The sequence below is a fragment of the Domibacillus enclensis genome (assembly GCF_900156125.1).
Lineage (GTDB): Bacteria > Bacillota > Bacilli > Bacillales > Domibacillaceae > Domibacillus > Domibacillus enclensis.
Map to the genome: position 1 here is coordinate 395,606 of NZ_FTLX01000002.1, position 18,186 is coordinate 413,791.

At 38.8% G+C, this 18,186-nt stretch carries 18 protein-coding genes; all 18 read left to right on the top strand.

Translation table 11 applies throughout. The features are described from left to right. The first annotated feature begins 11 nt into the window (after positions 1 to 11). The gene (fliW, locus tag BW952_RS05735; RefSeq protein WP_045849652.1) at positions 12 to 446 is read left to right on the top strand and encodes a flagellar assembly protein FliW; all 435 of its coding nucleotides are present in this window, start codon (positions 12 to 14) and stop codon (positions 444 to 446) included. A gap of 3 nt (positions 447 to 449) precedes the next feature. Then, complete coding sequence (gene csrA / locus BW952_RS05740; RefSeq protein ID WP_045849653.1) at positions 450 to 677, top strand: carbon storage regulator CsrA; 228 nt, start codon at positions 450 to 452, stop codon at positions 675 to 677. Between the two features lie 221 nt (positions 678 to 898). Then, complete coding sequence (locus BW952_RS05745; protein ID WP_052698371.1) at positions 899 to 1,711, top strand: flagellin N-terminal helical domain-containing protein; 813 nt, start codon at positions 899 to 901, stop codon at positions 1,709 to 1,711. Between the two features lie 253 nt (positions 1,712 to 1,964). After that, positions 1,965 to 2,927, top strand: coding sequence for a flagellin Hag (gene hag / locus BW952_RS05750; protein WP_045849654.1), 963 nt, complete (start codon positions 1,965 to 1,967; stop codon positions 2,925 to 2,927). A 208-nt stretch (positions 2,928 to 3,135) separates the two neighbouring features. After that, a complete protein-coding gene (locus tag BW952_RS05755) occupies positions 3,136 to 3,639 on the top strand; it encodes a DUF8042 domain-containing protein (RefSeq protein ID WP_139325421.1) in 504 nt (167 codons plus the stop codon). 16 nt (positions 3,640 to 3,655) lie between these two features. Continuing rightward, on the top strand, positions 3,656 to 4,627 hold the full coding sequence (pseB, locus tag BW952_RS05760; protein WP_045849656.1) for a UDP-N-acetylglucosamine 4,6-dehydratase (inverting): 972 nt from the start codon (positions 3,656 to 3,658) through the stop codon (positions 4,625 to 4,627). Between the two features lie 24 nt (positions 4,628 to 4,651). After that, the gene (locus tag BW952_RS05765) at positions 4,652 to 7,507 is read left to right on the top strand and encodes a 6-hydroxymethylpterin diphosphokinase MptE-like protein (RefSeq protein ID WP_052698372.1); all 2,856 of its coding nucleotides are present in this window, start codon (positions 4,652 to 4,654) and stop codon (positions 7,505 to 7,507) included. A 14-nt stretch (positions 7,508 to 7,521) separates the two neighbouring features. After that, positions 7,522 to 8,577, top strand: coding sequence for an SGNH/GDSL hydrolase family protein (locus BW952_RS05770; protein WP_045849657.1), 1,056 nt, complete (start codon positions 7,522 to 7,524; stop codon positions 8,575 to 8,577). 73 nt (positions 8,578 to 8,650) lie between these two features. After that, positions 8,651 to 9,646: an NAD-dependent 4,6-dehydratase LegB gene (locus tag BW952_RS05775; RefSeq protein WP_045849658.1), complete on the top strand. Its 996-nt coding sequence runs from the start codon at positions 8,651 to 8,653 to the stop codon at positions 9,644 to 9,646. Next, positions 9,643 to 10,812 (top strand): LegC family aminotransferase, encoded by a 1,170-nt coding sequence (locus tag BW952_RS05780; protein ID WP_045849659.1) that lies wholly within the window; start codon positions 9,643 to 9,645, stop codon positions 10,810 to 10,812. Before BW952_RS05775 ends, BW952_RS05780 begins: the two co-directional genes overlap by 4 nt. Then, positions 10,805 to 11,971 carry a UDP-N-acetylglucosamine 2-epimerase gene (gene neuC / locus BW952_RS05785; RefSeq protein WP_045849660.1) on the top strand — a complete coding sequence of 389 codons (1,167 nt, stop codon included), beginning with the start codon at positions 10,805 to 10,807 and terminating at the stop codon, positions 11,969 to 11,971. Before BW952_RS05780 ends, neuC begins: the two co-directional genes overlap by 8 nt. Further along, positions 11,972 to 12,859, top strand: a complete 888-nt coding sequence (locus BW952_RS05790; protein WP_045849661.1) for a methionyl-tRNA formyltransferase — start codon at positions 11,972 to 11,974, stop codon at positions 12,857 to 12,859. Next, complete coding sequence (locus tag BW952_RS05795; RefSeq protein WP_045849662.1) at positions 12,856 to 13,527, top strand: PIG-L deacetylase family protein; 672 nt, start codon at positions 12,856 to 12,858, stop codon at positions 13,525 to 13,527. The genes BW952_RS05790 and BW952_RS05795 overlap by 4 nt, the downstream gene beginning before the upstream one ends. After that, positions 13,528 to 14,601, top strand: a complete 1,074-nt coding sequence (gene neuB / locus BW952_RS05800; protein WP_045849663.1) for an N-acetylneuraminate synthase — start codon at positions 13,528 to 13,530, stop codon at positions 14,599 to 14,601. After that, positions 14,594 to 15,244, top strand: a complete 651-nt coding sequence (locus BW952_RS05805) for an acetyltransferase (protein ID WP_045849664.1) — start codon at positions 14,594 to 14,596, stop codon at positions 15,242 to 15,244. The genes neuB and BW952_RS05805 overlap by 8 nt, the downstream gene beginning before the upstream one ends. Continuing rightward, positions 15,220 to 16,290 carry a nucleotidyltransferase family protein gene (locus tag BW952_RS05810; RefSeq protein WP_045849665.1) on the top strand — a complete coding sequence of 357 codons (1,071 nt, stop codon included), beginning with the start codon at positions 15,220 to 15,222 and terminating at the stop codon, positions 16,288 to 16,290. The genes BW952_RS05805 and BW952_RS05810 overlap by 25 nt, the downstream gene beginning before the upstream one ends. Then, positions 16,283 to 17,227, top strand: coding sequence for a Gfo/Idh/MocA family oxidoreductase (locus tag BW952_RS05815; protein ID WP_045849666.1), 945 nt, complete (start codon positions 16,283 to 16,285; stop codon positions 17,225 to 17,227). Before BW952_RS05810 ends, BW952_RS05815 begins: the two co-directional genes overlap by 8 nt. After that, positions 17,227 to 18,177, top strand: coding sequence for a Gfo/Idh/MocA family oxidoreductase (locus tag BW952_RS05820; protein ID WP_045849667.1), 951 nt, complete (start codon positions 17,227 to 17,229; stop codon positions 18,175 to 18,177). The genes BW952_RS05815 and BW952_RS05820 overlap by 1 nt, the downstream gene beginning before the upstream one ends. Positions 18,178 to 18,186 lie beyond the last annotated feature (9 nt).

The window sequence follows — 18,186 nt, forward strand, 5'->3', positions numbered from 1 at the left end:
GGATGATCAACGTGAAGATTCAAACGAAATACCACGGTGAAAAACAAATCGAACAAGAAGACATCCTGTCCTTCCCAGCCGGCATCCCCGGCTTTGAAAACGAAAAAAAATTCGTCCTGCTCGCGTTTCCGGATAACAGCGTGTTCTACGCCCTGCAATCCACCGAAACACCGCACGTCAGCTTTGTCGTGACCGATCCGTTTTCGTTTTTCATCGACTACAACGTGAAAATCGACGACGCCACAATCGACGCACTCACCATCGAAACCGAGCAGGACGTCACCTTGCTGTCGATCTTAACCGTACGTGAGCCATTTGAAGAAACAACGGCCAACCTGCAGGCTCCAATTGTTATTAACAAGCGGACCCACAGCGGACGCCAGCTCATCTTAACCGGCACTCCGTACGAAACACGCCACAGCTTGTTCCAGGCAAAGGAGGCGTAACCGATGCTCGTACTCACACGAAAGCCAGGCGAATCCGTCATGATCGGAGACGACATCGAAATCGCCATCGTCTCTGTCTCCGGCGACCAGGTCAAAATCGGCATTAACGCACCAAAGCACATCGATATCCACCGGAAAGAAATCTACGTCCAGATCGGCAACGAAAACAAATCCGCTTCTGCCGGCGTTACGGACTTATCCGGCTTGCTCAAGCTCCCGCCAAGAAAGTAATTGGCGTGGGGCTTTTTTTGTTTTCAGGGATCTGGCTGGCTGAATGACCGGAAAAAGTCTAGTTTCGACCGGAATCTGCTATCGTATGACCGGAAAGCTTGGAATTCAGTCATCCAGTCACAGAATCCGACCAACCTGACAATAATTCGGTCGTCAAAAGCCTGCAAATCCTCGCTTTCCCATCCGATACATAACATAACCACAAAAAAGGAGCTGCTTTTATGTTTACATCTTTCAGTCTCCTGTCATCAACGGCGTATCGCCATTACAAAGGAGCGCTTGACCGACAAATGGTGGCGATGGAGCGGCTGTCATCCGGAATGCGCATTAACCGCGCCGCTGATGACGCGGCGGGGCTTGCGATTTCGGAAAAAATGCGTGCCCAAATTCGCGGGCTGGACCAGGCGACGCGCAACGCACAGGACGCTGTGTCATTTATCCAAACCGGAGAAGGCGCCTTGAACGAAACACACGCCATCCTCCAGCGCATGCGAGAGCTCACCGTCCAATCCGCCAATGACACTAATACCGACAGCGACCGGTCAGCCATTCAAGAAGAAATTAACCAGCTGCGCGATGAGATCACCCGAATCGGCAGCCAGACCGAATTCAACACTATAAAGCTGCTCGACGGCTCCAAAATAGAGTTCAAGATTCAAGTCGGTGCCAACGCCGGCCAAACCATAACCATTCAAACCGCCGACATGCGCGCCGGTGCACTCGGCCTCAGCACTATCGACGTCACCACTAGAACCGGTGCCGAGACCGCACTCACATCACTGGATGATGCCATCAAAAGCGTCTCCAGCCAGCGGTCCCGGTTCGGCGCTTATCAAAATCGGCTTGAGCACACGATCAACAACCTGGCCAACACAAGCGCCAACCTCACCGCCGCCGAATCCCACATTCGCGATGCAGATATGGCGCAGGAAATTATGAGGATGACAAAGGAAAGCATTCTGTCACAAGTAGCGATGGCGATGATCATGCAGGCGAGGCAGGAGCAGATGCGGGTGTTGGAGTTGCTCAAATAAACCCCGGTTCACAAAAAATGAGTACGGATATTTTGTTTGAAACAAGCCAGTCAGCCCGTCCAGTCACTTTTCACAAATTTGCCAAAAAAATAATTTAAAATACACAGAAAGTCTATTAAACATTTTTCCTGCTTGACGATAATACTAGTGTAAGCAGAACGGAACAGGGCGGCCGACCTGGAATGGGATGCTGAACAAATGGAAAACCGGTCCACAAGGATGTGGGCGGTCAAACTCAAGGAGGAACTACACAATGATTATCAATCATAATATTGCCGCGTTGAACACGTACAACAAACTAGGTGCAGCAAACAATTCACAAGCAAAGGCAATGGAGAAATTGTCTTCAGGTCTTCGTATTAACCGTGCAGGCGATGATGCTGCAGGTTTAGCAATCTCTGAAAAAATGCGTGGACAAATCCGAGGATTAGATCAGTCACAGCGTAATGCGCAAGATGGTATTTCTCTTATCCAGACGGCTGAGGGCGCATTGAATGAAACTCATTCAATCCTTCAACGTATGCGTGAACTTGCGACTCAAGCAGCGAATGATACAAACACATCTACAGACCGTGACGAAATTCAGAACGAAATGAACCAATTGACTTCTGAAATTAACCGCATTAGCAATACAACGGAATTCAATACACAGACGTTGATGAATGCATCAGGTTCAACTAACTTCTCTGCTAACCTTCAAATCGGTGCAAACAATGGTCAGTCAATGACGATTGACATTGAAAATATGGGTGCTGTAGCACTTGGTATTGCTTCTAGCGGAACAGGCGGAACTTCACACGCACAAGGTTCTTCAACAGCTACATTAGTATCGACTGCAACAGCTGTTTCTGGAGCGTCATACACTTCAGCTGCCGGTGTAAGCAACGGAACAACAAACAGCAACACACTTAACGCTTTAAGTGTATCGACACATTCAGGAGCATCAGCAGCAATCAAAGCTATTGACAATGCTATTCAAACAGTATCTGCTCAGCGTTCAAAACTTGGTGCATTCCAAAATCGACTTGAGCATACAATCAACAACTTGGGCACATCTTCTGAAAACTTAACGGCCGCAGAATCACGCATCCGTGACGTAGATATGGCGAAAGAAATCATGAACCAAACAAAACAATCTATCCTTGCTCAAGCATCACAAGCAATGTTAGCACAAGCAAATCAGCGTCCACAAGGCGTACTTCAGTTGCTTGGATAATTATCATGGTTTCACAAAAAGTTCCGGAACTTATCCGGGACTTTTTTTATTTTCCTCTTAAAAGAAGTTTTCCGCCTATTTCTCAACATTTTTCGTGATTATCCGATAAAATAATTAGGAGAATAAGATCGGAGGCTCACAGATGAAGGTGCATTTCCTAGGCGAAATTAGAGAATACAGAAATACTAGTAAAGATGTATATAAAGCAGTGGAAAAGATTAATGAGCAAATAAGCAGAACACAAAAAGTTTTCAGCCATCTGCGAGTAGATGGCCTGGATTTATACGAAAATCATTACCAGTACTTACTAGACGAAGTGGAATCCATTCATGACGTTCACATTGTATTATTAGAAAGGGAAGAAATGGCGGCAGAACTCCAACTTTCATTAAATGACTATTTGACCAGGGCTATTCCGGTTATGGAGCAGCTTGCCGATTCATTCTATCAAGGCGCAAAAGCAGAGGACTGGGACAGTTTCTCTAATTTGGCAGATGGTTTTCAATGGATTCTCGGGGCATTGCAGACACTTACTCAATATGCGGATGAAGAGGCAGCGTCATATTATGTAGATATACGTGAAAAGATCACATCAATCCTTGAAGAGCTAATGAATGCGACCGAGGCGCAGGACACTGTCACTATCGCTGATATGATTCAATATGAAGTCGTCGAAACATTAGTGGAGTTAAAACAAAACGTTCATCATTAAGGAGTAGAAAAAATTCATGGAACATTTGACAGGGAAGTCGATTTTGGTAACGGGGGGGACAGGCTCATTCGGAAATAAATTTGTGAAGAAAGTGCTGCAATCGGATGTAGAAAAAGTGATTGTTTTCAGCCGCGATGAGTTAAAACAGTATGAAATGAAGCAGGAATTCCAGGATCACCGTCTGCGCTTTTTTATTGGAGATGTACGTGACAAAGACCGTCTATACCGCGCTTTTGATGGGGTGGATATTATTGTTCATACGGCAGCGATGAAGCATGTGGATGCTTGTGAGTATAACCCGTTTGAGGCAGTGAAAACGAATATTTACGGGGCTCAGAACATTATTGAAGCCGCAATCGATAGAGGGGTAGAGCAGGTCATTGCCCTGAGTACCGATAAAGCGGCAGCACCTATTAACTTGTATGGAGCTACAAAACTGGCTTCTGACAAATTATTTGTGGCAGCCAATTCGTATGTCGGTGAGAAAAAAACACGTTTTGCGGTTGTACGTTACGGAAATGTAGTTGGAAGCCGTGGCAGTGTTATCCCTTTCTTTAAGAAAATGAAAGAAACCGGAAGGCTGCCAATTACAGACGAACGAATGACCCGCTTTTGGATTACTTTGGACGATGGCGTGCAGTTTGTGATTGATTCGTTGAACAGAATGCGCGGGGGTGAGCTGTTTGTGCCGAAAATTCCGAGCATGAACATTACTGATCTTGCGAAGGCGATTGCGCCGGAAGCAAGGTTAGATATTGTCGGCATAAGGCCTGGGGAAAAGCTTCATGAGTTAATGATTACACACGATGATGCACGTCATACTGTAGAATATGAGGATTACTATGTAATTACGCCTGAATTCTCATGGTGGGGCAACAAATTAGAAAACGGCAAAAAACTGACGGAAACATTTGAGTATTCTAGTGAGACAAATCCGGAATGGCTGACGATTGATCAGTTGAAAAGCATGATTGGAAATTTAGACTGATGCCAGAAAGAGGATGAAGGAGATATGTTAGAGAAGAAAATAGAAATAATTAATAGTAAAACTGGATTACCGATTGTGCAGATTGAGCATGAAGGAAAAATAATTCCCATCCATAGTAAGTATGACCCAGAAAAAGAGGCAGAGCGAATTTTAGATACGTATAAGGACAAAATAGAAGAATCAGATCATATTCTATTCTATGGAATGGGGCTTGGATATCATATAAAGTTATTTTTCGATCGTTATCCATCGAAAATGGCTTCTGGCTATGAACCGATTTCTGCTGTTTTTAAAGAATGTATGGCAAATGCACAGAAAATAGAATTGCCAATTGACCGTTTTGCTTATCTTTTCACAGAAGAGCATTCAGAACAAACAGAACAGAATTTAGCTGAATTCTCTTCCAATCTCTCTCAGAAGATTTTACTTATTGTTCTTCCAGTTTATGAAAAAATTGCTCATAAAGAGTTTGAAACTTTTTCTTCTCTATTTAGATCAATGATCGAAGGGAAAAGATTGAATTTATACGCAGAAAGCAGCTTTGCAAAGCGCTGGTCGTTAAATGCGCTTATGAATTTAAACGCAATATTTAATACTCCAAATATTTTGCTTGCAGATCATAATCCTTTCAAGGAAAAGCCAATTGTTCTTGTATCAGCTGGACCATCATTAAGTGAAGAAATAGAGAATCTTCGTTATATTAAAAATAAGAAGCTGGCTTACATTTTTGCGGTAGGATCAGCGAACAAAGCCTTAATTGCACAAGGGATATATCCGGATGCAGTGCTGACATATGATCCGCAAGCACATAATCATGCTATCTTTGAAGAGATTATTGAGCAGAACATTATTAACATTCCCATGATTTTTGGTTCAACGGTTGGTTATGAAACTATCCAAAAATATAAAGGACCTATGTTTCATTTTATTACATCTCAAGACACGATCTCTCCTTATTTTTTTGAAAAAACATTGCCGACACTATATGATTCAACCTCAATTGCTATTGTAACGCTTCAATTGCTTTACAAATTGGAGGTAGAGAAAGTTATTCTTGTTGGACAAAACTTTGCTTTTAAAAATAACCTTTTTTATTCAGAAGAAATTGCACGTTATGACGAAGAAAAAAAAGAGATGACAGATGCAGCAGTACAAAAAAAAGACTTGTCAGATTCCTATTTAGTCGAAGATACGCTAGGAGGACAGGTTATGACAAACAAGAGTTTTGATCAAATGCGTCAAGAGATGGAGTACTATATAGAAAAATATAATATTTCAATAGTCACTAACGCTACAAAAGGCGGCGCTGCTATTAAAGGAACTACATACAAGCCCCTAGAAGAGCTCATAACAGAAGAGCTGACTAAGTGCGTCGTAAATGAAGAGTGGTATAAAGAGATTACTAAAACATCTTTATCGCTTAACTCTAAAAAGATAGGAGATCTGCAAAAGGGAGTTTCATCTTTTGTCAATCAATACGAAGCAATTATAAATCATTTTAAGACAATGAGTTTGTCCGTTCATAATATGAACCAAAATCAAATTCAAAAAAATCTTGAAAAATTCGATGATTTGTTTAAAAAATTCACTAACAATGTCCTATATAGTATGGTTATTCGTCCAATTACCCGAGTTTATTTTGAAAAATTACAAGCAGGTACAAGGATTATTCGATTACTAGCTCCGACGCAAGAAAAAGCAGTTAGAGTTATTTACACTTATACGCATTATTTAAATATTTGCCAAAACGTGTACAAAGAAGTTGCACCAATCATCCAGTCGTTTGTTTTCCCGGCATTGTTGCCACATACTGATTGGAAAGAATATATTTCCACAAGTGGTGTCTTCTACTATGAAGGTGAGTGGGGAAAACAGCTTTATGATAGTGCTGAAGAAGATACAGAGAAAATAGAAGAGGTAGAAAAAAAAGAAGATGGACAAGAGCAAGAGATAGAAGAAAAAGATAAAAAAGAAGATAAAGTTTCAATCCGAATGCTCTCTGTTGAAACAAAACAAAAAAATGCTAAATTTAAGTTTCGTTTCAGCGGCACGAAATTGGCGCTATATGGAAAAAACCAATCGGATGAAACAATAAAGCTTAGAATCATGGTTGATAATAAAATAACTACGTTGAAGATTGAAAAAAGCGTGGATGAAGATTTTTATGGTGTATTACTACGTAAAGAATTTTATAAAACGACGATTTTAAAGCCCGGTATGCACCAAGTTACGATTGAAGTCTTATCAGAGAATCCAAATTTTCTTTTTCATGCTGCAGAAATTGAAAAAAACGAACGCGCCTATCATATTCATGAAGTTACATCCATTTCTGAACTTGAAGTAGGTAAGCGTATGCGTTGTCACTATACAGCCTCATACGATACTGTAGGCGAATTTACTGGGCTTGGCAACGAATCAGGAAATCACTTGCCAGTAGAAGCCTCGGCCGAGCCAGACGGTGATTTCTACTTTATTATGGTTGATGATGCCCGAGGAGAGAAGAAACTTATTGCAGATCGGAATATCCAAAACTGTATTTCTTGGTCTACACTCTACAAATCAGGAATTATATCAAGAAAAGTATTTTTCAGTAAATATCCAAATATTCAAATAGGATTAATGACTGGAGGGAGTTTGTCTAACACAGATACAGATAATGATTGGGATAATTATATTAAGGGAAAAGATTTGCTGTTTTTTATCCAGCACTTATCTTGGCAAAATGAACATTTGGCATGTCATCCGATAACGAAGGCATTACATATTCTTTTGAGAGGCAATTATGAAGAAAAAGACATTTCAGATTATAAATCTATTGGAACTGAGTCAAATGTACTTGACACAATTGGCTTTTTACCATTAGCTATCATTTTAGATTAGGAATGAACAATACAATGAAAAAAGTTATGATTTTAGGTGATTCTTTATCTCTGCCAAGACCGGGAAACTTTAAAACGTTTAATCCAAAAGAAGATTTAGAACTTGGTGTTGAATTTAATCAAACTTATCCTTATCTGCTTCAAGAAAACCTTACGAATTTTTATGTTATTAATCGAGCAGTTAGAGCTTCAACTATTAAAAGTATATATGAAAGAGATCGCATGGATCATATATTTTTAACAAAACCAGATGTTATTGTTATCCATGTAGGAATAGTAGACCTGTGGCCGAGAACTGAATTAAACGGTCTAGGATACTTAAGTGAATGTGAATTTGCATACTACTATATAAAAATCCTTAAATTATTAAAAGTATTACCTAATACGAAAGTAATTTGTATAGGGATTGCAAACACTTCAAGGAAGATGGAAAAGCGTTTTCCAGGTCTTTTAAATAAAATAAACATCTATAATAAAATCATAAAAAATATATGTAATTTAAATGATCAAGCAATATATGTAGACATTTCAACATTTTTAAGAACTGAGTGTTTAGAAGAGTATATAATGAAAGATCATCAGCATTTAAACGCTGAAGGAAATAAACTTATAGCGAGTTTAATAATCGAAAATATTTCTAAAATTAAAAGTTTTACAGAGAATGTTACACACGAGAATTTGATGATTGAAATGAATAGTGATGATATGTTAATAGATATACTGTACTTTTTTGAACTGGATAAATTTATGCCAGAAGAAAAAGTAGTGATCTATGGCGCAGGAGAGTTAGGTAAAAAAATAGGTGAATATTTATTAAGTGAAGAGATTCACATTTCTGCCTTTATTGATCAAAGCAGGAAGAGAGAATTAATTGGAGTACCAATTTTTTCAGTTCAAAATATAACCCAAGAAGTAATTGACGCAGACAAAATAATAGTAGCCTCTAAATTTTATAAAGATGAGATGCTTGAAGAACTCTCTTTACTGAATATTGATGAAGGAAAGATAATGACATATTCAGAAAAGAAAAAATTAAGGTTGATTGATTTTTATAGAATGGTAGAAGCATAAGTTATTGTTTATTGTGCATATGATTTTGCAATTTTAAAGAGTCGTGTAAAAAAAATACTTGATGGAGAAATCTATGAAAATCTTAATAACAGGAGCCGATGGATTCATCGGTTCCCATCTTTTAGAACAATTAATTCGATTGGGATATGATGTAAGATCTTTTGTTTACTATAATTCATTTAATTCATGGGGCTGGCTTGATTCGTTTCCAGCAGATATTAAGCAAAGTCTTGATGTGTTTGCAGGTGATATTCGAGATCCACATGGTGTAAAGGAAGCAATGAAGGGCTGCGATGTTGTTCTGCATTTGGCTTCTTTAATAGCAATTCCGTATTCTTATCATTCACCGGATACGTATGTTGATACAAATATTAAAGGAACACTTAATGTATTACAAGCGGCACGTGAGCTCGGTGTATCAAAAGTTGTCCATACGTCAACAAGTGAAGTTTATGGCACGGCTTTATATGTGCCGATTAATGAAGATCATCCAATGCAAGGGCAATCGCCATATTCTGCTTCTAAAATAGGAGCGGATCAAATGGCACTATCGTTTCACCGTTCTTTTGAAACACCGGTGGCTGTTATCCGTCCGTTTAATACATATGGTCCGCGGCAGTCTGCCCGTGCTGTTATTCCAACTATTATAACGCAGCTGGCTTCTGGTAAAGAAAAAATAAAGCTTGGCGCATTAAGCCCGACACGTGATTTCAATTATGTAAAAGATACGGTCAGTGGCTTTATTTCGATTATGAACAGCGAAAAGTCAATTGGTGAAGTGATCAACATCGGCAGCAACTATGAAATTTCCATTGGTGACACGGCAAAAGTCATTACTGAAGTGATGGGCATGCAAATTGAAATTGAAACAGATGAAGTTCGTCTCCGTCCTGAAAAGAGTGAAGTAGAGCGCTTATGGGCGGACAATACCAAAGCGAAAGAACTGATCGGCTGGACACCAGCGTACGGGGGAATTGAAGGCTTTAAACGTGGAATGAAAGAAACTGCCGATTGGTTTTCTGATCCGATTAATCTATCTCAGTATAAGGCAGATGTGTATAACATATGAGTACCAATTGGAAAGATATAGCGCAGCAAATTAAAGCGATTCACGGAAACAAAGATTTCGTGCCGCTTCATGAGCCTTCTTTTACAGAAACGGAAATAGAATACGTCACTGACTGCATTCAGAGCGGATGGGTATCGTCGGTCGGTAAATATGTTGACCAATTTGAGCAAGATTTGGCGGAATATACAGGTGTCAAAAGAGCGATAGCAGTTGTCAATGGAACCGCTGCCCTTCATATTGCGTTAAAAGTCGCCGGTGTGAAGGCTGAAGATGAAATATTTATGCCGGCTCTGACATTTATTGCGACGGCAAATGCTGTATCTTACTTACATGCTGTTCCTCATTTTGTGGATGTATCCAACCAAACACTCGGTCTTAATCCAATTAAGTTGGAAGAACACATTAAAGAGATCGGTGAGATGAAAAACGGTAATTTAATCAATAAACAAACAAATCGGATCATTCGTGCTGTTGTTCCTATGCATACATTCGGCCACCCGGTCGACCTTGATCCGCTGATCGAAGTGTGCGAGCGTTATCATCTTGTTCTTGTAGAAGATGCCGCGGAATCACTCGGTTCCTATTATAAAGGAAAGCATACCGGAGGTTTTGGAAGGGTTGGAGCTCTTAGCTTTAACGGCAACAAAATCATCACAACCGGCGGCGGCGGTGCTATTTTAACAAACGATGACAAACTGGCTGACTATGCTAAACATATCACAACAACAGCGAAAATTCCTCATCGTTGGGAATACCAGCATGACGAGATTGGATATAACTACAGAATGCCGAACCTTAATGCGGCGCTTGGCTGCGCGCAACTGGAAAAGCTAGATGCTTTTTTAGCTTCGAAACGCACTTTGACTTCGCAGTACAAACAATTATTTAAAGATATCAACGGTGTATCATTATTTGAAGAGTCTTCTTTTTCAATAAGCAATTACTGGCTTCAGGCGATTATTCTTGATGACAATCTGTATAACCGTGATACAGTATTGGAACAACTAAATGAGCAGGGGGCAATGGCTCGGCCAATTTGGACACCAATGAATGAACTGAAACCTTTCCAAGAATGTCCATCTGCTGATTTGACGGTCACGGAACATTATAAAAAGCATATTATTAATATTCCTTCCACTCCTTTGAAAGGAGACAATTATGACTAAACGTAAAATTTGTGTGGTTACAGGTACAAGAGCAGAATATGGTCTTCTCTATTGGCTAATGAAGAAAATTCAGGAAGATGACGAACTGGAACTGCAACTTGTAGTGACCAGTATGCATTTGTCTTCTGAATTTGGCCTGACGTATAAACAAATTGAAGCAGATGGGTTTGTTATTGATGAGAAGATTGAAATGCTTTTATCGTCGGATACCCCGTCTGCAATTTCAAAATCACTTGGACTTGGGATAATTGGTTTAGCTGATTCGTTTATGCGATTGCAGCCCGACTTAATTGTCATTCTAGGCGACCGGTTTGAGGCACTTGCAGTTGCTCAAACAGCTATGATACAACGCATACCTATTGCGCATATACACGGCGGTGAACTGACAGAAGGGCTGATTGATGATCCGATTCGGCACTCAATTACAAAAATGTCTCATATTCATTTTGCTGCAGCAGAACCATACCGCAAGCGTATTATACAGATGGGAGAGCAGCCTGAAAGTGTATTTAACGTCGGAGCTCCGGGAATAGATGGGATAAAGAAAGTCACACTATTATCCAAACAGAATCTTTCTAAAGCAATTCACTTTGATCTGGATAATTTTTTTCTTGTTACGCTTCATCCAACTACATTGGAAAAGCACACTAGCGCTGTACATATTGATTTATTATTAAATGTATTAAACAGTTTCCAAGACCATCAAGTTATTTTCACTAAAACAAATGCCGATACTGAAGGGCGAATTATCAATCAAAAAATCGAAGAATATGTGCAAAAAAACCAAGAAAAAACACGGATTTATGATTCGATGGGACAGATCAAATATTTAAGTGCATTATCGCACTGTGAAGCGGTCATAGGAAATTCTTCAAGCGGTTTAATTGAAGCACCTTTTTTTTATAAACCCACTGTCAATATTGGGGACAGGCAAAGAGGACGTCTTAAAGCGGATTCAGTGATTGACTGTGAGTTTGATAAGAATAAAGTTCGTATGGCAATAGAAAAAGCACTTTCATCTTCTTTTCAAAGACAAATTAGGAACATGAAACTTCCATACGGTGAAGGAAAAACATCGGAAGAAATCGTAGCTATTCTAAAACAAATACCACTTGATTCAATCATTAAAAAGCAATTCTACGAAATAGGTGGGGAATAAATGAAACTCGTTTACATTGGATGTGTAGAGTCAAGTTCGAGGTTTCTTCAGGCTATCTATAAAGAAACGGATGCGCATATTGCTGGTATTGTGACAAAGGCGATATCGCATTTTAATTCCGATCACGTATCTCTTGAGCAGTTCGCCACGGAAAAAAAAATTGACTGGCTAGATTATCAAGATAAAGACTCAATGATTGAATGGATTAAAGAAAGACAACCTGATATAATTTATTGTTTTGGCTGGTCTCATTTGCTTTCCAGTGACGTATTGGACATTCCTAAGTGGGGCATTGTAGGATATCACCCGGCACTATTGCCGGCTAACAGGGGAAGACATCCTATTATCTGGGCATTGGCACTTGGACTCAAAAAAACGGGATCAACTTTCTTTTATTTAACAAAAGAAGCAGACGCTGGTGATATTTTAAATCAAAGAATTATTCAGATTGAACATGACGAAGATGCACGTTCCCTGTATAACAAGATACTCAAAGCTGGAGAAGAACAAGTCGTGGAAATGACAAAACAGTTTATAGATGCAAGAATTGAAGCTACACCTCAAGATCATTTGAAAGCAAATTATTGGAGAAAGCGTACAAAGAGAGATGGAGAAATCGACTGGAGAATGTCCACAAAAGCGATTATTCAGCTAATACGAGCGCTGACAAAACCCTACGTTGGGGCTCACGCTGTGTATAAAGGAGCAGATTCTATCATTTGGAAAGCAGAAGTGTCTACTTTAAATCCAGATCATTATACAAATTACGAACCAGGAAAAGTCATTGATGCAAATAAAAATACTTTTACTGTGAAAACTGGGGACGGCCTAGTTGTTATTCAGGAACATGAGTGGAGCGAACTACCTAAAATAGGAGAATATTTATGAGCAAGAACATCATGATCGTCACCCCCCATCCAGATGATGAAACATTAGGCTGCGGCGGAACAATTTTAAAAGAAATAGCTAAAGGAAACAAAGTCCACTGGCTTATCGTTACAAAAATGAATGATCAAATTTTCGATAAAAAACAAGTGCAAAAACGTCAGCGTGAAATTGAACAGGTAAACCAAGAATACCAATTTACAAACGTTGTTGAACTTCCTTTTTTCGCTGCGGAGCTTGATACAGTGTCGGTCGGAACTCTTGTCGAAGCAATTAGTAAGGAATTTCAAATCATTCATCCGGAAATAGTCTATGCACCTTATCGTTCAGATGCTCATAGCGACCATAAAGTAGTTTATGATGCGACGATGGCATGCACAAAATGGTTCCGATATCCTAGCGTTGAGAAAGTGTTAGTGTATGAAACACTATCTGAAACAGATTTCATCATGAATACTGATGCTAATGGTTTTCGCCCTAATGTATTTATTGATATTACACAGTACCTTAACAAAAAAATTGAAATCATGAAAATATATGAGTCGGAAATTTCTGATCATCCGTTTCCTAGAAGTGAAAAGACCATCCGGGCATTGGCTACATTACGTGGAGCGGCTGCAGGCGTCACAGCGGCAGAAGCTTTCATGCTTGTAAAGGAGCGTGTTTTATAGATGAAGGCATATATTATCGCTGAAGCGGGAGTAAACCATAACGGCTCATTTGATTTAGCCTGTGTATTAGTTGATGCGGCTAAAGCTGCCGGTGCAGAAGCTGTTAAGTTTCAGACATTTAAGGCAGAAAACCTTGTTACAAAAAGTGCAAAGCAAGCAGGTTATCAGGTGGTGAACATCGGGAAGGAAATGTCCCAATTTCATATGCTGAAAAATCTGGAATTGTCATTTGATGAGTTTATCCGCCTGAAAGAATACTGTGATCATCAAGAAATTGATTTTCTATCGACACCTTTTGACAAGGAGAGTGTCGATTTTTTGTTAGATGAGCTGCATATAGAGAAAGTGAAAATTCCGTCTGGTGAGCTGACGAATACACCATTTATTCATTACATTGCAACAAAGCAAAAGCCGATTATTCTCTCAACTGGTATGGCGGATATGAAAGATATTCATGAATCACTTTCATTCATAGCATATGGTCTTGCTTTTCCTCAAAAAAATATTAATCCGAAAGACGTGCAGGCATTTTATAAAACTAAAGAGGCAAAAAGTGTTCTGCAACAGTACGTAACGGTTTTGCACTGCACGACAGAATACCCGACACCACTTGAAGAAGTGAATTTGCGGGCGATAGATTATTTAAAGAACGAATTGCAGGTGACAGTAGGTTTTTCAGATCACTCTGCAGGCATTTACGTGCCGGTTGCTGCCGTAGCAAGAGGGGCAAGCGTGATTGAAAAACACTTTACTATTAGCCGCCTGCTTCCTGGTCCAGATCATCGTGCATCATTAGAACCAGACGAACTGACAGAAATGGTAAAAGCAATAAGGAATGTAGAGGAATCACTTGGCCAAACAGAAAAGATACCGACGAAAAGCGAACAGAAAAATCGTGTTGCTGTTCGAAAAAGTTTAATCGCCGCCCATCCTATCAAAAAAGGAGAGGTATTTTCAAAAGAGAACCTTTTGATTAAGCGTCCTGGCAGTGGAATGGAACCATCCCTTTATTGGACATTACTCGGAAAAGAAGCTTCTAAAGACTATGAACCTGAGGAATTAATTGATGAGTAAGCCGGTAATCTTAATAGGTAATGGGGGGCATGCCACTGTGCTAACGGAGATATTACTCCAGCAAAAGCAAAATATTCTTGGCTTTACAGGAACACGTGAAGAGATTAATCGGTTTGGGCTCTCTTATCTGGGAACAGATGAACAAATCGATTTGTACTCTCCGAATGAAATTGAACTTATTCTTGCAATAGGTTCAGTCTGTGTCTCACCGAAACGAGCAGTAATCTTTAATCGAATGAAAAGGAAAGGCTATTCGTTCGCTACCGTCATTCACCCATCAGCTATTATTTCTCCTCATGCGGAAATTGGCGAAGGTGTCCACATAATGGCAGGATCAATTATTCAACCTTTTGCCAGAATTGCCGATAATACTATTATCAATACATCAGCAAGTATCGACCATGACTGTCAAATCAAACGTCATTGCCATATTGCTCCTGGAGTGGTCTTATCTGGCAACGTACAAGTGGAAGAAGGTTCACATATTGGCACCGGAGCTACCGTTATTCAAGGACTCACTATAGGGAAGAATGTCTTAGTCGGTGCTGGCGCATTAGTAAGAAGACAGGTAGCAGACGGCAAAACAGTATATGGCGTGCCTGCAAAGGAAGTGACACAATGGAACGCTGGAAACAAATTTTGATTTCTCCCAATGAGTCCCTTCTCGAAACTATGAAGGTCATTGATAAATCAACTCTACAGTTTGCAGCAGTGGTGGATAAGGAAGATCATTTGCTGGGAACTGTAACGGATGGAGATATTCGACGTGGAATATTAAGGGGGGTTTCTCTGGATAGTCCAATTAAAGAAGTAATGAATACTTCACCAATTTTAGAAAAAATAGGTCAGGAATCACTTTATTATAAAAAAGTAATGAAAAAAAGGAAGCTGAAGCAGCTGCCGATTGTAGATGACTCTTATAAAATCGCTCGTATTATGTTTACTGATGATGTAGATCAAGTACTTCAAAAAGAGAATATAGTAGTACTGATGGCAGGAGGGCTTGGTACACGTCTCCGTCCATTAACAAATAACATCCCAAAGCCAATGTTAAAAGTTGGAGATAAGCCTATTTTAGAGACAATTATTGAAAGCTTTAAAAGTTTCGGTTTCAAGAAATTTATTTTGTGTGTTAACTATAAAAAAGAATTGATTCAAGATTATTTTCAAGATGGAACACTTTTGGGAGTCGAAATAAAGTATATCGAAGAAACAAAGCGTCTTGGTACAGCAGGTGCGTTATCTTTATTAAATGAAAAACCGGCGGCACCTTTTTTTGTTATGAACGGGGATCTATTAACAAAAATTAATTTTGAACAATTGCTGGATTTTCATTTAGAATCGCAAGCAGAAGCGACTATATGTGTCCGTGAATATGAATACCAAATTCCATTTGGTGTGATTGAAACTGATCAGCAAAAGCTGATGTCTATTGTGGAAAAGCCTGTGCATAAAACTTTTGTTAATGCTGGTATCTATGTCCTTAATCCTGAATCGCTGGCATATGTACCACATGATCAATTTTTTGATATGCCTGATCTATTCAAAATATTGATCGGAACAGGAAAAGAAGCTGCCGCATTTCCTTTAAGAGAATATTGGCTGGATATAGGACATACAGCCGACTATGAGAAAGCAGACAAAGATTATATGGGAAATTTCTTATCGGAAGGAGAAGAGTGTGGATAATATTGCAATTATTGGAGCAGGTCAACTTGGAAGCCGCCATCTTCAAGCTATGACACTTTATAAAGACCCCATAAATATTTACATTATCGACCCCTCTGAGGATTCGATAAATACTGCAGTCAACCGGTTTGAAGAAGTGGACCAATATAAAAACAAAACAATAAAAGCCTTTAAAGAAATAACCAGATTACCTTCAGCATTAAAATTTGTAGTTGTTTCAACTAATTCAGTACCACGATTAAATATAATGGAACAATTGCTTAGCAACTGTAAAGTAGATTATTTGCTTTTGGAAAAGTTTTTATTTCCTGAAGTAAATGATTATTCAAAAGCATTTCATTTAATAGAGAACCACTGTGTATCTGTGTATGTTAATTGTACAAGAAGAATGTGGCCTAATTATCAAGAAATAAAACAAGAACTTTCTCAGGACACTAATATTTCTGTGACGGTAGAAGGTGCAAATTGGGGATTGGCCAGCAATACTATTCATTTTCTAGATTTGTTTAATTATTTGACAAATGAGACAGAAATTAATTTGGATAGCAGCGCACTTACAGAAATATTAACGAATAAAAGAAGAGGATATATTGAATTAGCTGGAACATTAATCGGACGAATAAATTGTAATACTATTTTGAACCTAACGTCATCTAAATGTAGTGATGCGCCTTTAACAATTACAATTAAGTCAAATGAACGAAAATATACAATCAACGAAACACAACAACAGGTTATATTCTATAAACAAGATAAAAAAATTGAAAGTCCATTTAAAGTTTATTATCAGAGTGAAGTTACAAATATGGTATTTGAGCAGCTGAAAGAATTCGGATGCTGTTCACTCACTTCATTTAAAGAATCAGCTTTTTTACACGTGAAAGTTTTGGAGGCATTTAACAAATTCTTAGGGAAGAAAGGGGGGATGATTACATAATGCATATTTTACTCGTTGGAACCGGTTATATGGCTTATGAATACAGCAGAGTATTGGATGAGTTAAATGTAGACTATACAATTGTAGGCCGTGGAGAAGAAAGTGCAACACAATTTTACCGTAAAACAGAAAAAAAAGTTTTGACAGGTGGATTAGAAAATGTTTTTCATCGACTCGACGTTGTTCCTACTCATGCTATTATTGCATCAACATTAGAAAGTCTGGAGGAGAATACCCTCTTTTTGTTAAATAAAGCAGTAAAGTTTATTTTAGTTGAAAAACCAGCCTCGGTTTCTTCAATGGGAATGCAACAAATATCTGAATTAGCGAATAAGAAAAAGTCGCAAGTTTATATTGCCTACAATCGTCGTTTCTATTCCTCAGTGCTTGCTGCAGAAAAAAGAATTAATGAGGATGGGGGCCTAAGTTCGTTCTTATTTGAATTTACAGAGTGGAGCCACCTCGTGGATGGTTTAAATAAAACAGACTTTCAATTAAATAATTGGTTTATTGGAAATTCTACACATGTGCTTGATACTGCTTTTTATTTTGGGGGGAAGCCAAAAGAAGTAGCTGCTCAAGCAACCAGTTCTTTAAGTTGGCATCCAAAAGGAAGTGTTTATGTCGGATCAGGTATAACAGAAAGGGATATTTTATTCTCTTATCATGCAAACTGGCAGGCTCCGGGAAGTTGGAAACTAGAATTGTTGACAACAAAAAACAGATTTATATTTAGGCCGTTTGAAAAGCTGCATGTCCAAAAGGCTGGATCAGTGGTTGTAGAACAAGTATTTATAGAAAATGAAATTGATAAAATCTTTAAACCCGGTTTATTTAAACAGACAAAAACCTTTTTATTTGGAGATGAAATGAAGGATAGACTCTTAACTGTTCATGATGGTTTAGAAAACATGAAATTTTATGAACAAATAAATGGATTTTCAAAGTGATTCTTTAAA

What these genes read in the sequence shown, in the direction of transcription:
- csrA (WP_045849653.1), top strand. Translation starts at nt 450, where the DNA reads ATGCTCGTACTCACACGAAAGCCAGGCGAATCCGTCATGATCGGAGAC.
- hag (WP_045849654.1), top strand. Translation starts at nt 1,965, where the DNA reads ATGATTATCAATCATAATATTGCCGCGTTGAACACGTACAACAAACTA.
- BW952_RS05795 (WP_045849662.1), top strand. Translation starts at nt 12,856, where the DNA reads ATGAGCAAGAACATCATGATCGTCACCCCCCATCCAGATGATGAAACA.
- neuB (WP_045849663.1), top strand. Translation starts at nt 13,528, where the DNA reads ATGAAGGCATATATTATCGCTGAAGCGGGAGTAAACCATAACGGCTCA.
- BW952_RS05745 (WP_052698371.1), top strand. Translation starts at nt 899, where the DNA reads ATGTTTACATCTTTCAGTCTCCTGTCATCAACGGCGTATCGCCATTAC.
- BW952_RS05805 (WP_045849664.1), top strand. Translation starts at nt 14,594, where the DNA reads ATGAGTAAGCCGGTAATCTTAATAGGTAATGGGGGGCATGCCACTGTG.
- BW952_RS05765 (WP_052698372.1), top strand. Translation starts at nt 4,652, where the DNA reads ATGTTAGAGAAGAAAATAGAAATAATTAATAGTAAAACTGGATTACCG.
- neuC (WP_045849660.1), top strand. Translation starts at nt 10,805, where the DNA reads ATGACTAAACGTAAAATTTGTGTGGTTACAGGTACAAGAGCAGAATAT.
- BW952_RS05820 (WP_045849667.1), top strand. Translation starts at nt 17,227, where the DNA reads ATGCATATTTTACTCGTTGGAACCGGTTATATGGCTTATGAATACAGC.
- pseB (WP_045849656.1), top strand. Translation starts at nt 3,656, where the DNA reads ATGGAACATTTGACAGGGAAGTCGATTTTGGTAACGGGGGGGACAGGC.
- BW952_RS05775 (WP_045849658.1), top strand. Translation starts at nt 8,651, where the DNA reads ATGAAAATCTTAATAACAGGAGCCGATGGATTCATCGGTTCCCATCTT.
- BW952_RS05810 (WP_045849665.1), top strand. Translation starts at nt 15,220, where the DNA reads ATGGAACGCTGGAAACAAATTTTGATTTCTCCCAATGAGTCCCTTCTC.
- BW952_RS05770 (WP_045849657.1), top strand. Translation starts at nt 7,522, where the DNA reads ATGAAAAAAGTTATGATTTTAGGTGATTCTTTATCTCTGCCAAGACCG.
- BW952_RS05790 (WP_045849661.1), top strand. Translation starts at nt 11,972, where the DNA reads ATGAAACTCGTTTACATTGGATGTGTAGAGTCAAGTTCGAGGTTTCTT.
- BW952_RS05780 (WP_045849659.1), top strand. Translation starts at nt 9,643, where the DNA reads ATGAGTACCAATTGGAAAGATATAGCGCAGCAAATTAAAGCGATTCAC.